The following is a 16,737-nucleotide window of genomic DNA, read 5'->3' as shown; positions in this document are numbered from 1 at the left end:
AGAAAGGACGAACGATTATGCGTAAACAACTGATGATCCCCGCTCTGCTGGCCGCAAGTGTTGCCCTGGCTGCCTGCTCGACGCCGCCGAACCCGAACCTGGAACAGGCGCGCACCAACTACGCCGGTCTGCAGGCCAACCCGCAGGCGAGCAAAGTGGCCGCACTGGAAACCAAGGACGCCAGCGATTACCTGGACAAGGCTGACAAGGCCTATCTGGACAAGGAAAACGCGTCCAAGGTTGACCAACTGGCCTACCTGACCAACCAGCGCGTGGAAGTGGCCAAGCAGACCATCGCCCTGCGCACCGCTGAAAACAACCTGAAGAACGCCTCCGCCCAACGTGCCCAGGCACGTCTGGATGCCCGCGATCAACAGATCAAGCAGTTGCAGGACAGCCTCAACGCCAAGCAGACCGATCGCGGTACGCTGGTGACCTTCGGTGACGTGCTGTTCGCCACCAACAAGGCTGACCTGAAATCCAGCGGCCTGGTGAACATCAACAAGCTGGCGCAATTCCTTCAGGAAAACCCTGATCGCAAAGTGATCGTCGAGGGCTACACCGACAGCACTGGCGCGGCAAACTACAACCAGTCGCTGTCCGAGCGTCGTGCGACTTCGGTGCAGGTGGCGCTGATCAAAATGGGCGTCGATCCGTCGCGCATCGTGGTGCAGGGTTATGGCAAGGAATACCCGGTGGCCGATAACGGCAGCGTCTCGGGCCGTGCGATGAACCGTCGGGTGGAAGTGACCATTTCCAACGACAACCAGCCGGTGATTCCGCGTTCGGCTGTCAGCTCGAACTAAGCGTCACGCGGTAACGAAAAAGCCCCGCCTGAGTTGATCAGGCGGGGCTTTTTGTATGTCGCAGATTTACTCTTCCAGCTTCTGCGGCGTCTCTTCACCCATGCAGCGCACAGCCTTTTTCTGGCCGTTGATCAACACCCCGGTCAGGCCTTTCTGTTCGGTGTCGAACAGCACCAGCACGCCATCGATGCATTGCGCCACTTGCGGCGCCGGGTCCAGGGAGACTTTGTAGTCTTCGCCGGGAATGGTCTTGAGCATGGTGAATTCGTTGAGCAGCAACGCATCCTCGGGTTTGGCGAAGTGCAGGTAGCCGTAGTACCACAGGGCACCGACAGTGCCGAGGATGCTGCAGATACCGGTGATGATCAGCGGGATGGCGTTACGTTCTTCACTCATTGCGGACTCTCTGGTGGTTCAGCTTCAGAATTCTGGGGAGGCGGATAATTCGGGATCTCGCCGAGGCGTCGCAGGCCGTTGAAGTGCTCGGGATCGTCGAGGTAGCGCAGCATCACCTGGCGCCACACCGGGTCGCCGAAGGTCTGCACATGCCCGCCTCGGGTCAGTTGCAGCACACGCGGTGGCGGCGCAGCTTGATACAGACGGATGCCGTTGGAAAGGGGCACCAACGGATCGTCGAGGCTGTGGAAGATCAGTTTCGGTACGCCGTTGAGTTGCGGCATCGCGTTGATCGCGCTGTCACCGTCCGGCACCAGCCACGACAGCGGCACCTGAAATGGCCAGGTCATCCATGAGGTGCTGAGGGCGTACTGGCCGACGCTGCGATAACTGGCGGGCACGCCGTCGAGCACCAGCGCCTTGAGCTGTTTTTGTCTTTCCGGATGTTGCACCAGCCAATGCACGGCCATCGAGCCACCGAGGCTCTGGCCCAGCAACACCAGCGGTTTGCCTTTGACTTCCGGCGCCTTGTCCAGCCAGGCGAACGCGGCGTCGATGTCCTGATAGATCGCCGGCAGGCTCGGCTCGCCCTCGGACAAGCCGTAACCGCGATAGTCCACCAGCAACACTTGATAGCCGTTTTTCGGCAACCACCAGCTCCCACCCAGGTGCATCGGCAGGTTGCCGCCGTTGCCGTGCAGGTGCAGCACCGTGCCCTTGACCTCGACACCGGGTTTGGCCGGCAGCCACCAGGCGTTCAGCTTGAGGCCGTCGGCGGTGGTCAGGGTGACGGTGCGGTATTCGAGTTTGGCCTTTTCCGGCGTGAAGATCTGACCCGGCTCGGGGTAGAACAGCAGAGAGCTGCAACCGCCGAGGGTCAGGAGCAGGCAGAAGATGCCGAGGATTCTCATCCGTTGAAACCTCGCGAAATTCGGGTTCCCACGCACCGCGTGGGAACGTTCAAGGGGGCTACAGGATGTTCGAGTAATCGGCCTCGATCCGGTCCAGGCTCAAGTGATTGAGGAAGTTGGAGAAGCACATCCACGCCGACAACGCGTTCATGTCGCGGAACTGGTCCGGCAGATACTTCGGCGGTACCACCAGGCCTTCGTCCACCAGCTGACGCAGGGTTCGCATGTCCTCAAGGGTTGTCTTGCCGCAGAACAACAGCGGGATCTGCTCAAGCTTGCCCTTGCGCACGGCCAACTGAATGTAGTTGTAAACCATGATGAAGCCCTTGAGGTAGGACAAGTCTTTGGTGAATGGCAGACCGGTCGGCGTCGATCCCCGGAAAACCCGACTGGCATTGCCGTAGCTTTCGGCCATTTCAAAGCCCTGCTCGCGGAAGAACTCGAACACCTGCAGGAAGTCCGCGCCCTCCTCGACCATGTGAATGGCGCGGGTGCGGTTGGTCAGTTTGCGCAAGCGACTCGGGTAGGAGGCGAACGTGATGATTTCCATCAGGATCGCCAGGCCTTCCTGAGTCACCGTCGACGAGGGCGGGCCTTTGGACAGGAAGGTGCAGATTGGCTGGTTCAGGCCGTTGAGCGTGGTGCCGACGTGCACCAGGCCTTCGTGGACTTCCAGCGCGCGCACGTCGCGGTCGTTGAACATCGCGTCGGTGCGGATCTTGATGTAGTCGGCGCCCGCCGCCGCGTCGGCGACGATCCCGTCGGACTCGAACACGCGTATGGTTTCCTCGGCCTCGCCGAACACCTTGTTCAGGCGGGTTTGCAGCAGGTGCACGGCATCCTTGGCGGTGAGGATCTTCGGTTCGTCCTTCAGGTCGCCACGACCGTCGATGTTGTTCAGGTAGTCCGACATCATCAGGCCAAGGTCGGCCAGGGTCGGGTCACCGGCGTGGAACGCATCGGACGCAGCGCCGTACAGTTCCTGGGAAATCAGGCCGAAATCCTCGGTGCCACGCGCTTCGAGCATGCGCACCACCATCCGGTATTCCTTGCACATGCGGCGCATGATCTGGCCGACCGGGTTGAACTGGCCGAGCTGGCGGGTGATGTCGCGCTCGATGTTCTGGAATTCCAGCTTCACCTTGCTCGAATCGAAAGACAGCGGCCGGTTGAGGTAGTAGTCGCGATCCACCGCCGGCAATTCCTTGCCCTTGGCCTTGAGAAAACCCTTGCGGATGTTCTCGTCCCACTTGACTGCGTCAAGGACGCGAATCGGCGTCTGCGCCAGCACAATGCGATCGGACAGCGTGCGTATCGTCTGCTGGTAATCGTCCACCCGAAACTCCTGTAGAAAACGTGACGAACTGAATTATTTGGCCTTGGCCTGATGCTGGTAGCGCGCCGCTTCGACGAAAACGTCGGAATTGGCCGGGTCGTCGAGGTAAGCAAAGACCTTTTCGAGAGCGCTGTCGACTTGCACGCCCTCGCCGTCATCGGTCTGGAAGCCCTGGCCGTCGAGGCTTTTCTGCGCGATGGCCTGGTTGATCTGTTCGAGATCGAGGTTGTAGATCACCAGTTCGTGCTTATCGGTAATCTCGAAACCGGCGATGGTGAAGTGCCCGCCATACTGCGCCGGCACCTTCGCCGACAGATACCAGCGGTTGCCATGGCGCGACACGGTGAACGGATAGGCTTCGCGCTCGCGCGGTCTGGCCTTGAAGTACGCGACCGCCTGATAGCGGTCGTTGCCCAGGCGCGTCAGTTCCAGGTTCATCGGTTCGCCCCAGGCGTTGGTGCTCGACCATTGGCCGAGCAGGCCCTTGGGTGCCGGCTCACTGGCGGGCAACGGCTCCTTGAAGGTCACCAGACAACCGCTGAGCAGCAGGAACGACAGCGCGATCAACGCGCCACGCCAGGCTTTCATTCAACACTCCCTATGAACCGAACTCGCCACCGGACCTGTGGGAGCGTTACATCGACGCCAGCACCAGATGCATATAGCGGGTCAGAATGCCGAGCATGTCCTCTTCGGCCAAAGGCTCGGCGTCGTTGAGCAGGCCCTGATATTCCATCCGTCCGATAATCGCCGTCAACACCTTGGCATCCTGCTGCGGCTCGCGTGAGCCCAGCACCTGGAACAACTGGCAGGTGCCCTGCAACAGAATCTGCTGGTGGGAGCGCACCAATACCGCCAGACGCGGGTTGAGCAGCGCTTCCTGACGAAAAGCCTGTTCGGCCATCAAGTGCTCGCGGCGGTTGACCAGTTGCCGGTGCACGTAGTCGGCCATCAACCGGGCGATATCGTCAGCCAGTTGCGAGCGCGATTCAGGGCTGCCGTCGCCGCTGACCACCATTTCGCGCAGCAGGCCTTCGTTGTTGATCCACAACTTGGCCATGTAGGCCGCGCTGCGTTCGACGTATTGGGCGAAGGTATCGGTGAGCAGGTCATCGATATCCTTGAAGTAATAGGTGGTCGCCGACAACGGCACACCGGCTTCGGCCGCCACCGCACGGTGGCGCACGGCACGCACGCCGTCGCGCACGACAATGCGCATCGCCGCGTCGAGAATGTCCTGCCGACGCTGCTCGCTGCCCTGTCGGCTGGCCTTGCGGCCCTGGTACTGAACACTTTCAGCGACCGCAGTGGCGATTCCCGCTGCACCCTCTTGAGCCATTGCACCGATCACGACAGGCATACCTCTGTTGTTTTCTTCAAAATTAACCATTTGATACGTTTGTACCAGACAGGCAATAAAAAGCCGCCCATTTCAGGCGGCTTTTTTATTGAAACACTTACGCTTGTGGCCGCATGTGCGGGAACAGGATCACGTCGCGGATCGACGGGGAGTTGGTCAGCAACATCACCAGACGGTCGATACCGATACCTTCACCGGCCGTTGGCGGCATGCCGTACTCCAGCGCGCGAACGAAGTCGGCGTCGTAGTGCATGGCTTCGTCGTCGCCGGCGTCCTTGTCGGCCACCTGCGCCATGAAGCGCTCGGCCTGGTCTTCCGCGTCGTTCAGCTCGGAGTAGGCGTTGGCGATTTCACGGCCGCCGATGAACAGCTCGAAGCGGTCGGTGACGTTCGGGTTGTCATCGTTGCGACGGGCCAGCGGCGACACTTCGAACGGGTACTGAGTGATGAAGTGCGGCTGCTCCAGCTTGTGCTCGACCAGTTCTTCGAAAATCATCACCTGCAGTTTGCCCAGACCTTCGAAGCCCAGCACCTTGGCACCGGCCTTCTTGGCGATGGCGCGAGCCTTGTCGATGTCGTTCAGGTCATCGGCGGTCAGCTCAGGGTTGTACTTGAGGATCGAATCGAACACCGACAGGCGCACGAACGGCTCGCCGAAGTGGAACACCTTGTCGCCGTACGGCACGTCGGTGCTGCCCAGAACCAGCTGCGCCAGTTCACGGAACAGTTCTTCGGTCAGGTCCATGTTGTCTTCGTAGTCGGCGTAAGCCTGGTAGAACTCCAACATGGTGAATTCAGGGTTGTGACGAGTCGAAACGCCTTCGTTACGGAAGTTGCGGTTGATCTCGAACACTTTCTCGAAGCCACCAACCACCAGACGCTTGAGGTACAGCTCTGGCGCGATACGCAGGAACATTTCCATGTCCAGCGCGTTGTGGTGGGTTTCGAACGGCTTGGCCGCAGCGCCGCCAGGAATGGTCTGCAGCATCGGCGTTTCGACTTCGAGGAAGTCGCGCTTCATCAGGAAGCTGCGGATGTGCGCAATCACTTGCGAACGCACGCGGAAGGTCTGACGCACGTCTTCGTTGACGATCAGGTCAACGTAGCGCTGACGGTAGCGCTGTTCGGTGTCGGTCAGGCCGTGGTGCTTGTCCGGCAGCGGGCGCAGGGATTTGGTCAGCAGGCGCACGCTGGTCATCTCGACGTACAGGTCACCCTTGCCGGAACGGGCCAGGGTGCCTTCGGCGGCGATGATGTCGCCCATGTCCCAGGTTTTCACCGCGGCCAGGGTGTCTTCGGACAGGGTCTTGCGGTTGACGTAGACCTGGATGCGACCGGTCATGTCCTGGATCACCATGAACGAGCCACGGTTGAGCATGATGCGACCCGCAACCTTGACCGGGATCGCAGCCTCTGCCAGCTCTTCCTTGGTCTTGTCCGCGTACTGTTTCTGCAGTGCTTCGCAGTAGTTTTCGCGGCGGAAGTCGTTCGGGAAGGCATTGCCCTTGGCGCGCTCGGCAGCAAGCTTTTCCTTGCGCAGGGCGATCAGGGAGTTTTCTTCCTGTTGCAGGGCTTGCGGATCGAGTTGTTGGTCGCTCATGTCTTTAAATATTCCATCACAGGTTCGTTGCCCCCGCCGATGGCGGGGGACTTGAGGTCGGGTGAAAGCTTACAGCCCCGATTTCAGGCTGGCTTCCAGGTATTCGTCGATGTCGCCGTCGAGCACCTTGTCGCAATCGCTGCGTTCGATGTTGGTGCGCAGATCCTTGATCCGCGACGCATCGAGCACGTACGAACGGATCTGGTGACCCCAGCCGATATCCGACTTGGTGTCTTCCAGCGCCTGGGACGCCGCGTTGCGCTTCTGCATTTCCTGCTCGTACAACTTGGCCCGCAGCATTTTCATGGCGGTGTCCTTGTTGGCGTGCTGGGAACGTTCGTTCTGGCAGCTGACCACGGTGTTGGTCGGTACGTGGGTGATACGTACGGCCGAGTCGGTGGTGTTTACGTGCTGACCACCGGCACCGGAGGAACGATAGGTGTCGATCCGCAGGTCTGCCGGGTTGATTTCGATTTCCACCTTGTCGTCGATCTCTGGCGAGACGAACACCGCGGAGAACGAGGTGTGGCGACGGTTGCCGGAGTCGAACGGGCTCTTGCGCACCAGACGGTGCACGCCGATCTCGGTCCGCAGCCAGCCAAAGGCGTATTCGCCCTTGATGTGCACGGTGGCGCCCTTGATCCCGGCGACTTCACCGGCCGACAGCTCCATGATGGTCGCGTCGAAACCGCGTTTGTCGGCCCAGCGCAGGTACATGCGCAGCAGGATGTTGGCCCAGTCCTGGGCTTCGGTGCCGCCGGAACCGGCCTGGATGTCCAGGTAGGCGTTGTTCGGGTCCATCTCGTGGCTGAACATACGGCGGAATTCGAGCTTGGACAGGGACTCTTCCAGACCTTGAAGGACTTCGACGACGTCGTTGACCGCGCCCTCGTCGTTCTCTTCAACGGCCATGTCCAGCAGCTCGCGGCAATCGGCCAGGCCACCGTCCAGTTCGTCGAGGGTGTCGACGATCTGCGCCAGCGCAGCGCGCTCGCGGCCCAGTTCCTGGGCGTATTCAGGTTTGTTCCAGACTGCAGGATCTTCAAGCTCGCGATTGACTTCGATCAGACGCTCATGCTTTTGATCGTAGTCAAAGATACCCCCGAATAGTTTCGGAGCGCTCGGACAGGTCCTTGATGGTGTTCAGGATCGGGTTGATTTCCATGACGGGCAGCACTCGTTGGCGAACTTTTGAAAGCCGGCGAGTATAACGTAATCAAGCTGTCACGGCAGCCCGTCTGGCGGCTCTTGAGGCGAATGAACCCGATGGTTCATTCGATCCTCACCTGATTGCGCCCATTGTTCTTCGCCAGATACAAACCGCGGTCCGCCGCCGAGATCAGCAACCGGCAGTCGCTGCCCGCCTCCGGCACCATCGTCGCCAGGCCGATGCTGATGGTCAGGCTCGACCCTTCGACCGGAGCATTGTGCGGAATCTTCAGTGCCGCCACGGTCTGGCGCAGCTTCTCCGCCACCAGTCGCGCCCCGCCCGGCGAGGTGTTGGGCAGCACCAGCGCAAACTCTTCGCCGCCATAACGCGCCGGCAGGTCGGACGGCCGGGCGCTGGCCTCGCGGATCGCCGTGGCGACCTTGCGCAGGGCTTCGTCGCCTTCGACGTGGCCGAATGTGTCGTTGTAGGACTTGAAGTAGTCGACGTCGATCATCAGCAGCGACAACTGACTCTGGTCACGCAGCGAACGGCGCCATTCCAGCTCCAGGTATTCGTCGAAGTGCCGGCGGTTGGACAGCCCGGTCAGGCCGTCGGAGTTCATCAGCCGCTGCAAGACGAGGTTGGTGTCGAGCAATTGCTGCTGGCTGACCCGCAACGCGCGATAGGCCGCGTCCCGTTGCAGCAGGGTCATGTAGGAGCGCGAGTGATAACGGATGCGCGCCACCAGTTCGATGTTGTCCGGCAACTTCACCAGGTAATCGTTGGCCCCGGCCGAAAACGCCGCACTCTTGATCAGCGGGTCTTCCTTGGTCGACAGGACGATGATCGGAATGTCCTTGGTCGCCGGGTGATTGCGGTATTCGCGCACCAGGCTCAGGCCATCGAGGCCGGGCATCACCAGATCCTGCAGGATCACCGTCGGTTTGATCCGCACCGCGTGAGCCACGGCCTGATGCGGGTCGGAGCAGAAGTGGAAGTCGATGTTCTCTTCATTCGACAGCCCACGGCGCACGGCTTCGCCGATCATCGCCTGATCGTCCACCAACAACACCATGGCGGCGTTCTCGTCGGTTTTGATGTCATCGATCTGTAAGTCATTCATGGGCGGTCACCTGAGTGCTGCGGGGGCCAGGATTGCGGATGGACGTGTTCATTTGGGGAAAATCTCCAGCAATCGTGGCGCTATCTTTTCCAGTGGACGGATTTCTACGGCTGCATCAATGGCCGCGGCGGCCTTGGGCATGCCGTACACCGCACTGCTTTGCTGATCCTGCGCGATGGTCAGGTAACCCTGTTGGCGCATGAGCTTAAGCCCTTGAGCCCCGTCGCGTCCCATCCCGGTCAATAAAACCCCTACGGCGTCACCGTTCCAGTAGTTGGCGACGCTTTCGAAAAACACGTCGATCGAGGGGCGGTAGATTTCGTTGACCGGCTCGGCGGTGTAGGCCAGCGTGCCGTTCTTGAGTAATCGGATGTGATGATTGGTGCCGGCCAGCAACACCGCGCCGGCCTGCGGCGGCTCGCCTTCCCGGGCCAGGCGCACGTCCAGGCCGCTGGCGCTGGCCAGCCATTCGGCCATGCCGGCGGCGAACACCTGATCGACATGCTGCACCAGCACGATGGCCGCGGAAAAGTTGCGCGGCAGGCCTTTGAGCAAAACCTCCAGCGCCGCCGGTCCACCGGCTGACGAACCGATCGCCACCAGCCGCTGGCACGACCCGGAACTGCGCGGTGTCGTCTGGGCCGGGCGGGCGCGAGCGGTTTTCTCGCCGATCAGCCAGCCGATATTCAGAATCTTGCGCAACAGCGGCGCCGCTGCCTGCTGGGCGTTGCCGGCGCCAAGGGCCGGCGTGTCGACCACGTCCAGCGCGCCGTGGCCCATGGCTTCGAACACCCGGTGCACGTTCTGCTGGCGGTCAACGGTAACGATGACAATCGCGCACGGGCTCTCGGCCATGATGCGCCGGGTGGCTTCGACGCCATCCATCACCGGCATGATCAAATCCATCAGGATCAGGTCCGGGGTGTTTTCCGCGCACAGCCGCACCGCTTCGGCGCCATTGCTGGCGACCCACACCACCTGATGCGCAGGCTCGAAGGCCAGCGCCCGGCGCAGGGCCTCTACCGCCAAAGGCATGTCGTTGACGATTGCGATTTTCATGCCCGCGCTCCTCCGATGAGCTCAACCACCGCGTCGAGCAGGGCGTCGTCATGAAAACTGGCCTTGGCTAAATAATAGTCGGCTCCGGCGTCCAGTCCACGGCGCCGGTCTTCCTCGCGATCCTTGTAGGACACCACCATCACCGGCAGCGATTGCAGACGGTTGTCGCGGCGCAACAGCGAGACCAATTCGATGCCGTCCATGCGCGGCATGTCGATGTCGGTGATCAACAGGTCAAAGTCCTCGGAGCGCAGGGCGTTCCAGCCGTCCATGCCGTCCACCGCAACGGCCACGTCATAGCCGCGATTGAGCAGCAGTTTGCGTTGCAACTCGCGCACGGTCAGCGAATCGTCGACCACCAGAATCCGTTTGCGCGCCGCTTCTGCGGCCTGATGGCCGTGGCGGGCAATGCGCTCCAGACGCCCGGTGTTGAGTAGTTTGTCCACCGAACGCAACATGTCTTCGACATCGACGATCAGCACCACCGAGCCATCGTCGAGCAGAGCGCCGGCGGAAATGTCCTGCACCTTGCCCAGTCGCTCGTCCAGCGGCAGCACCACCAGCGTGCGCTCACCGATGAAACGCTCGACCGCCACACCGTAGATCGCGTCGCGCTCGCGGATCACCACGACTTTCAGGGTATCGCCGCTGTTCTGGCTGGCCGGACGCTGCAATAACTGACTGGCCGCAACGAGCCCGACATGGCGGCCCTCGTGCCAGAAATGCTGACGGCCTTCGACCTGCACGATATCGTCCGGTGCCAGGTCGCACATGCGCTCGATGTGCGCCAGCGGGAAGGCGTAGGCCTCATCGCCGACTTCCACCACCAGGCTGCGCACCACCGACAGGGTCAGCGGTACCTCGAGATGGAAGCGGCTGCCCTCGCCTGCTGTCTGCTCCAGCACCACTGCGCCACGCAGCTGGCGGACCATGTGCTGAACAGCATCGAGGCCGACGCCACGCCCGGACACTTCGGTGACCTTGTCCCGCAGGCTGAATCCCGGCAGGAACAGGAAGGTCAGCAGTTCTTCTTCGCTCAACTGGGCGGCGGTTTCGGCGGGTGACAACTGGCGTTCGACGATGCTGCGGCGGACTTTTTCCAGGTCCACACCGTTGCCATCATCGCTCAGTTCCAGTACCAGCAGACCGGCCTGATGCGAGGCGCGCAAACGGATCAGACCTTCCTCAGGCTTGCCTTTGAGCAGGCGTTCTTCCGGCGTTTCGATGCCGTGATCGACCGCATTGCGCAGCAGGTGCGTCAGCGGTGCTTCGAGCTTTTCCAACACATCGCGGTCGACCTGGGTTTTCTCGCCTTCAATCTCCAGTCGCACCTGTTTGCCGAGACTGCGACCGAGGTCGCGCACCATCCGCACTTGACCGGACAGCACATCGGCGAACGGCCGCATGCGGCAAGCCAGCGCGGTGTCGTAGAGCACTTGCGCGCGCTGGCTCGCTTGCCAGGCAAACTCGTCGAGCTCGGCGTTTTTTTCTGCCAGCAACTGCTGGGATTCGGCGAGCAAACGCCGCGCATCTTCCAGCGCTTCCTGGGCCTCAAGGCTCAGGGCATGCTCCTTGAGATGCACATTGAGACTTTCCAGCGCCCGCAGACCGTTGTTCTGCATGCGCTTGAGGCGCTGCATCGTGGCCAGATGCGGTTTGAGACGCTGGGTTTCCACCAGGGATTTGCTCGACAGATCGAGCAGGCTGTTCAGGCGCTCGGCAGTAACCCGCAGAACCCGCTCGCCACCCTCGGTGGTGCGCTTGCTCTTGCGCGGTGCGGGTTCTGGCTCGGCAGTTTCGACGGGGATTTCAACCGGCGTCGGCTCAACTACTGGAGGTGGCTGAAGCTGCAACTCGGCCATCGGCGGCGCGCTCGGAGCGACGGGTACCACTGCCGGCGCAGCCGGATCGAGCAAACTGCCCATCAACGCCACGTAAACCTCGATGTCCGCCGGTTGCGGGCCGTTGGCCGGCGTGGCGATGCGCATCAGCAAGTCGGTGCCCTGCAACAGCGCGTCGATGTGTTCCGGGCGCAGGAACAGCCGCCCTTCCTGCGCACTGACCAGACAGTCTTCCATCACGTGGGCGACGCTGACGCCGCTGTCGATGCCGACAATCCGCGCCGCACCTTTCAACGAATGCGCCGCCCGCATGCACGACTCGAGCTGATCGGCCTGGGTCGGATTGCGTTCCAGCGCCAGCAGCCCGGCGCTGAGCACCAGGGTCTGGGCTTCGGCTTCGAGGCTGAACAGCTCCAGCAGGGAGGCGTCGCGCATTTGCTCGGGGGTCATGTGAGGCTCCGGGTCACGGCGGACAGCAGCTGTTCTTCATCCAGCCAACGCAGGCTGCGACCTTTGAAAGGCAGCACGCCTCGGGTGTATTTCGCACTGGCCTGCGCCCCGGAACGCGACGCAGCATCGAGAATTCGCTCGTCGATGGCGTGAATCCCGTCGACTTCGTCCACCGGCACCACCACCGGCCCGCCCTGGGCCGCGATGATCAGCATGCGCGGCATGATCCGTGCGCCGGTCGCCGGGGCGGCGTTGCTGTCGAGGTCGAGCAGTTCGACCAGCGACAGGCACGCCACCAGCGCCCCGCGCACGTTCGCCACGCCGAGCAAGGCCCGGGAGCGCTGATGCGGCAGAGAGTGAATCGCCTGCAACGGCGCGACCTCCACCAGACTGCGGGTGGCCAGGCCGAGCCATTCCTCACCGAGGCGGAACATCAGCAGTGAGCGGGTTTTCAGCTCGGTCTCAACCTGGATCGCCACCGGATCGCGTTCGTCCTGCTGCAGCGCATAGCGGTCGAGCAGGCGTGTGGCGGCGGCGGAATACACCGAGCAATTGCGGCAGTGAATGTGTTCTTCCAGCAGCGGGCAGGACTTGTCGCCGTGGATGCCGATGCGATTCCAGCAATCGTCGATGGCCCGGGCGTCTTCGTGGGTGACGTTCAAGGTGTCGGACGGGATCATCATTTACGCTCACTGTCGGCGGTGCGGCCGCTGCGGGCGGCGCGCTCCTGCAATCGTCTGGCACCGGCCGTATCGCCCTGGGCTTGCAGCAACCCGGCCAGGTGCATCAAGGCTTCGGCGTGTTGCGGCTCGAGGTACAACGCCTTGCGGTAAAAACCCTGGGCTTCGAGAGCACTGCCGGCAACATCGCTGAGCAGGCCAAGCCAGTAAAACACCTGGGCCACCGGCTCATGGCTGCGCAAATACTGTTCGCACGCAGCGCGGGCTTCGGCGCTTTTGCCTTCGTTGGCCAGGGCGGCGATGTTGGCCAGCAGGGTCGTGGCGTCGGGATTCGGGCTTTTGACGGTGGCGGGCAACGGTGTCACAGCGGCAAACGGCCGGTTGCGCACGGGCGGCGGCGCGCTGCGCACCGGCTGGCGCACCGGCAACGGTGTCGGGATGGCGACCGGCATTGGCAATGGTTCGGGTTGTGGATCGCTGTGGCGACTGAACGCGAAAGACTGCGGAATCCCGATCGAGCGCATGCCCAGCCGTCCGAGCAGGCTGCCCTCAGCCGGGCCGATAAACAGCACGCCATCCACATGGGTCAGGCGCTTGAGCACGGCGAACACCTGTTGCTGGGTCGGTTGATCGAAATAGATCAGCAGGTTGCGACAGAACACGAAATCGAACGGTGGCTCGCTGGCCAACAGCGTCGGATCCAGCACATTGCCGACCTGCAAACGCACCTGTTCGCGCACGTATTCATTCAGGCGATAGCCTTCGTCCTCCGGCATGAAATGCCGTTCGCGGAACGCCAGTTCCTGGCCGCGAAACGAGTTCTTGCCGTACAGCGCCCGTTGCGCCTTGTCCACCGACAAGGGGCTGACATCCATGCCATCGACCTTGAACTGATGGGGCTTGAGGCCCGCATCGAGCAACGCCATGGCAATCGAATAAGGTTCTTCACCAGTGGAGCACGGCAGGCTGAGAATGCGCAGCGCACGCATGTTGTTTAGCTCGGCCAGGCGCTTGCGTGCCAGTTTGCCCAAGGTGGCGAAGGATTCCGGGTAACGGAAAAACCAGGTCTCGGGGACGATCACTGCCTCGATCAGCGCTTGCTGTTCGTCCCGTGAGCCTTGCAGCGTTTGCCAGTACTCATCGGCCGTGACCATCTGCGACAGGATGATGCGCTGGCGCACCGCCCGCTCGATGATCGCCGGGCCTACCGAAGCAACGTCGAGACCGATGCGTTCCTTGAGGAAATCGAAGAAGCGCTGGTCGCTGCTCATGGCTGCTCCTCAAGCCGCGCCGGATCCAGCGGCGGCGTCGGGAACAGCAACGGGCGCACCGTCTCGTCCAACAGATCATTGACCCGAACCCATTGCACCAGCCCGCGAGCGTCTTCGCGCACCGGGCCCAGGTACGGCGCCTGACGATTGTCGAGGCCGTACGGCTGGAAATCATCCGGGTTGCAACGCAGGGTGTCGGTGGCCTGCTCGAGGATCAGCCCGAGCCATTGCGAGGGTTGCGAATCATCCGCGCGGTAATGCACCAGCACCAGCCGTGTGCTGGTGCGCGCCTCGGCGGGGTGACCGAACGTCAGGGCGCTGAGGTCGATCACCGGCACCACCGAACCACGATAGGCAAACACCCCCGCCACCCAGTGCGGCGCCCGGGCAATCGGTTTCAACGGCAGGCGCGGCAGCACTTCGGCCACTTCCGTGGCACGCAGGGCGTAGCGTTCACTGCCGATGCGAAACAGCAAGAACAACGCCTGCTTCGCCACCGGTGCAGCGCTGCGTTTGGCGGTGATTTCGCTCATCAGACTTTGAATCGCGAAACGCCGCTGCGCAGGCCTACGGCCACCTGACTCAGTTCGTCGATGGCGAAACTGGCCTGACGCAACGACTCGACGGTCTGGCTGCTGGCATCACCCAGTTGCACCAGCGCATGGTTGATCTGCTCGGCGCCGGTGGCCTGGGCCTGCATGCCTTCGTTGACCATCAACACCCGCGGCGCCAGCGCCTGCACCTGATGGATGATCTGCGACAGCTGCTCGCCCACCTGCTGGACCTCGGACATGCCGCGACGCACTTCCTCGGAGAACTTGTCCATGCCCATCACCCCGGCCGACACCGCCGACTGGATCTCGCGAACCATCTGTTCGATGTCATAAGTAGCGACAGCCGTCTGATCCGCCAGACGCCGCACTTCAGTGGCGACCACCGCGAAACCGCGACCGTACTCACCGGCCTTCTCCGCTTCGATCGCGGCGTTCAGGGACAACAGGTTGGTCTGGTCGGCGACCTTGACGATGGTCACGACCACCTGATTGATGTTGCCGGCCTTCTCGTTGAGGATCGCCAGTTTGGCGTTCACCAGATCCGCCGCGCCCATCACCGAGTGCATGGTGTCTTCCATGCGTGCCAGGCCTTGTTGCCCGGAACCGGCCAGCACCGAGGCCTGATCGGCGGCGGTGGACACTTCGGTCATGGTGCGTACGAGGTCACGGGAGGTCGCCGCGATCTCGCGGGACGTCGCGCCGATTTCAGTCGTGGTGGCGGCGGTTTCGGTGGCAGTGGCCTGCTGTTGTTTGGAGGTGGCGGCGATCTCGGTCACCGACGTGGTGACCTGCACCGACGAGCGCTGGGCCTGGGACACCAGCGAGGTGAGCTCGGTCATCATGTCGTTGAAGCCGGTTTCCACGGCGCCGAACTCATCCTTGCGCTCAAGGTTCAAGCGGCTGCTCAGGTCGCCGGTACGCATGACTTCGAGGATCTGCACGATGCGGTTCATCGGCGCCATGATCGCGCGCATCAGCAACAGACCGCAGAAACCGGCAGCCAGCACGGCCACCAGCAGCGAGACAAACATGCTGACCTTGGCTGCCGCCACCGCGTCGTCGATGTTGGCCATGGCCTGGTCGGCGACTTTCTTGTTCTCGCCGATGATGTCGTTGAGTTTCATACGCCCGCCAACCCAGGCCGGGGTCAGCTTCTCGTTGAACAGCTTGACCGCATCGGCTTCCAGATTGCGCTTGTGCAGATCCAGCACGGCGTCCTGGATCTTCATGTAGTTGTCGTGATCCTTTTCAAACGCGGCGAACTCGATCCGGTCCTCGTCGGTGGTCACGGTGTTGCGGTAGTTGGCCATCTGCTCCTGGAGACGTTTCTCGAAGGACTGGTAGTCCGCCGCGTCTTCACTGCTGACGCCCTGCCCTTCTTTCAGCCCCAGCAACTCCTGAGTCTGCAGATAGCTGTCGACCCACGCGCCGCGGATCATCGAGCTGTAATAGACGCCGGGAATCGCGTCGTCACGGACGCTGTTTTCACTGGCTTCGATCTTCAGCAGCCGAGAATACGAGACGACCACCATCAGCAACATGATGGCGATAATCACCGCAAAGCTCGCCAAAATGCGTTGGCGCAACGTCCAGTTCTTCACAGTCAGTCCTCGGGGCCAGGTCGAAATGCGGGGGAGTATAGCTGAGGGCGGTGTTTCATTTATAAGACGGTTTGCCGCGCTCGGGCCTTCCGGTGGTAAACGGGGTGGGCTCTGGATAGGGACTTTCAAGCAATCGGAGGGCGGCGTGCCAGTGACGCAATGGCAAAAAGGGGCGATGGATTGGCCATTTCGGTTTTAGATGACCTGGCGACACAATGGCCATGTGCCATGGTGCGCAACTTCTTGCGCACTTGATTCGCAAAATCGCCGCCCGATATCGCTACAGCCCCCGAGTACCGTCGCCTGTAGCCGAGTGCGCAACTTCTTGCGCAGTACTGCGCAAGAAGTTGCGCACTTTTGGCCTTAATTTGGCATGAAACATCTTGAAACATGCACTTAACAGCAGTTTCGCCCCCGTATCACGGAGACTTTGGCAAAGCTGGCACGGTCCTTGATATAGCTTTGGCACCCACCGGGCGATTTCGCCTCCCGGGCACCCTAACTTTATCCGCAAGGAGCACCTCCCATGGCAACACCAGCGTACATGTCGGTTACCGGCGAAAAACAAGGCCTGATCACTGCCGGCGCCTTCACCGCCG

15 protein-coding genes and 1 pseudogene are annotated in these 16,737 nt (G+C 61.9%); 2 read left to right on the top strand and 14 right to left on the bottom strand.

Annotated elements, in window-relative coordinates; translation table 11 throughout:
* Nucleotides 1-17: 17 nt before the first annotated feature.
* Nucleotides 18-806 (top strand): lipotoxin F family OmpA-related lipoprotein LptF, encoded by a 789-nt coding sequence (gene lptF, locus AC1RME_RS18240; RefSeq protein WP_493091600.1) that lies wholly within the window; start codon nucleotides 18-20, stop codon nucleotides 804-806.
* Nucleotides 807-872: 66 nt separating this feature from the next.
* Here the strand turns inward: lptF and AC1RME_RS18235 are convergent, their stop codons facing one another.
* The 14 genes from AC1RME_RS18235 to AC1RME_RS18170 all read right to left on the bottom strand — a co-directional run bounded on the left by AC1RME_RS18235 (nucleotide 873) and on the right by AC1RME_RS18170 (nucleotide 16,138).
* A complete protein-coding gene (locus tag AC1RME_RS18235; protein ID WP_249485229.1) occupies nucleotides 873-1,202 on the bottom strand; it encodes a PA3694 family proteiin in 330 nt (109 codons plus the stop codon).
* Entirely contained in the window at nucleotides 1,199-2,113 is a 915-nt protein-coding gene (locus AC1RME_RS18230; protein WP_096819659.1) for an alpha/beta hydrolase, read from the bottom strand. Before AC1RME_RS18230 ends, AC1RME_RS18235 begins: the two co-directional genes overlap by 4 nt.
* Before the next feature lie 58 nt (nucleotides 2,114-2,171).
* Nucleotides 2,172-3,449, bottom strand: a complete 1,278-nt coding sequence (locus AC1RME_RS18225; RefSeq protein ID WP_096819660.1) for a flavohemoglobin expression-modulating QEGLA motif protein — start codon at nucleotides 3,447-3,449, stop codon at nucleotides 2,172-2,174.
* 33 nt (nucleotides 3,450-3,482) lie between these two features.
* A complete protein-coding gene (locus AC1RME_RS18220) occupies nucleotides 3,483-4,037 on the bottom strand; it encodes a hypothetical protein (protein WP_096819661.1) in 555 nt (184 codons plus the stop codon).
* 46 nt (nucleotides 4,038-4,083) lie between these two features.
* Nucleotides 4,084-4,788: a TetR/AcrR family transcriptional regulator gene (locus tag AC1RME_RS18215; RefSeq protein WP_096819676.1), complete on the bottom strand. Its 705-nt coding sequence runs from the start codon at nucleotides 4,786-4,788 to the stop codon at nucleotides 4,084-4,086.
* A gap of 118 nt (nucleotides 4,789-4,906) precedes the next feature.
* The gene (gene lysS, locus AC1RME_RS18210) at nucleotides 4,907-6,409 is read right to left on the bottom strand and encodes a lysine--tRNA ligase (protein ID WP_096819662.1); all 1,503 of its coding nucleotides are present in this window, start codon (nucleotides 6,407-6,409) and stop codon (nucleotides 4,907-4,909) included.
* A gap of 69 nt (nucleotides 6,410-6,478) precedes the next feature.
* A protein-coding gene (prfB, locus tag AC1RME_RS18205) for a peptide chain release factor 2 (protein WP_096819663.1) occupies nucleotides 6,479-7,574 on the bottom strand; the annotation gives its coding sequence in 2 pieces (ribosomal slippage) (nucleotides 6,479-7,501 and nucleotides 7,503-7,574; 1,095 coding nt in all).
* A gap of 106 nt (nucleotides 7,575-7,680) precedes the next feature.
* Nucleotides 7,681-8,682 (bottom strand): response regulator, encoded by a 1,002-nt coding sequence (locus tag AC1RME_RS18200; RefSeq protein ID WP_096819664.1) that lies wholly within the window; start codon nucleotides 8,680-8,682, stop codon nucleotides 7,681-7,683.
* Nucleotides 8,683-8,730: 48 nt separating this feature from the next.
* Complete coding sequence (locus tag AC1RME_RS18195; RefSeq protein WP_096819665.1) at nucleotides 8,731-9,741, bottom strand: chemotaxis response regulator protein-glutamate methylesterase; 1,011 nt, start codon at nucleotides 9,739-9,741, stop codon at nucleotides 8,731-8,733.
* On the bottom strand, nucleotides 9,738-12,032 hold the full coding sequence (locus tag AC1RME_RS18190) for a hybrid sensor histidine kinase/response regulator (RefSeq protein ID WP_096819666.1): 2,295 nt from the start codon (nucleotides 12,030-12,032) through the stop codon (nucleotides 9,738-9,740). The genes AC1RME_RS18195 and AC1RME_RS18190 overlap by 4 nt, the downstream gene beginning before the upstream one ends.
* Nucleotides 12,029-12,712, bottom strand: a complete 684-nt coding sequence (locus AC1RME_RS18185) for a chemotaxis protein CheW (RefSeq protein ID WP_096819677.1) — start codon at nucleotides 12,710-12,712, stop codon at nucleotides 12,029-12,031. The genes AC1RME_RS18190 and AC1RME_RS18185 overlap by 4 nt, the downstream gene beginning before the upstream one ends.
* Entirely contained in the window at nucleotides 12,712-13,983 is a 1,272-nt protein-coding gene (locus tag AC1RME_RS18180) for a CheR family methyltransferase (RefSeq protein WP_096819667.1), read from the bottom strand. The genes AC1RME_RS18185 and AC1RME_RS18180 overlap by 1 nt, the downstream gene beginning before the upstream one ends.
* Nucleotides 13,980-14,516: a chemotaxis protein CheW gene (locus tag AC1RME_RS18175; protein WP_096819668.1), complete on the bottom strand. Its 537-nt coding sequence runs from the start codon at nucleotides 14,514-14,516 to the stop codon at nucleotides 13,980-13,982. Before AC1RME_RS18175 ends, AC1RME_RS18180 begins: the two co-directional genes overlap by 4 nt.
* Nucleotides 14,516-16,138 carry a methyl-accepting chemotaxis protein gene (locus AC1RME_RS18170; protein ID WP_096819669.1) on the bottom strand — a complete coding sequence of 541 codons (1,623 nt, stop codon included), beginning with the start codon at nucleotides 16,136-16,138 and terminating at the stop codon, nucleotides 14,516-14,518. Before AC1RME_RS18170 ends, AC1RME_RS18175 begins: the two co-directional genes overlap by 1 nt.
* A gap of 526 nt (nucleotides 16,139-16,664) precedes the next feature.
* Between AC1RME_RS18170 and AC1RME_RS18165 the strand changes: the two are divergent.
* A pseudogene (locus AC1RME_RS18165) lies at nucleotides 16,665-16,737 on the top strand (Hcp family type VI secretion system effector); the annotation flags it as partial.

The organism is Pseudomonas sp. GW822-FHT03F08 (assembly GCF_058801265.1).
This window is presented reverse-complemented; position numbering and strand designations above follow the sequence as displayed.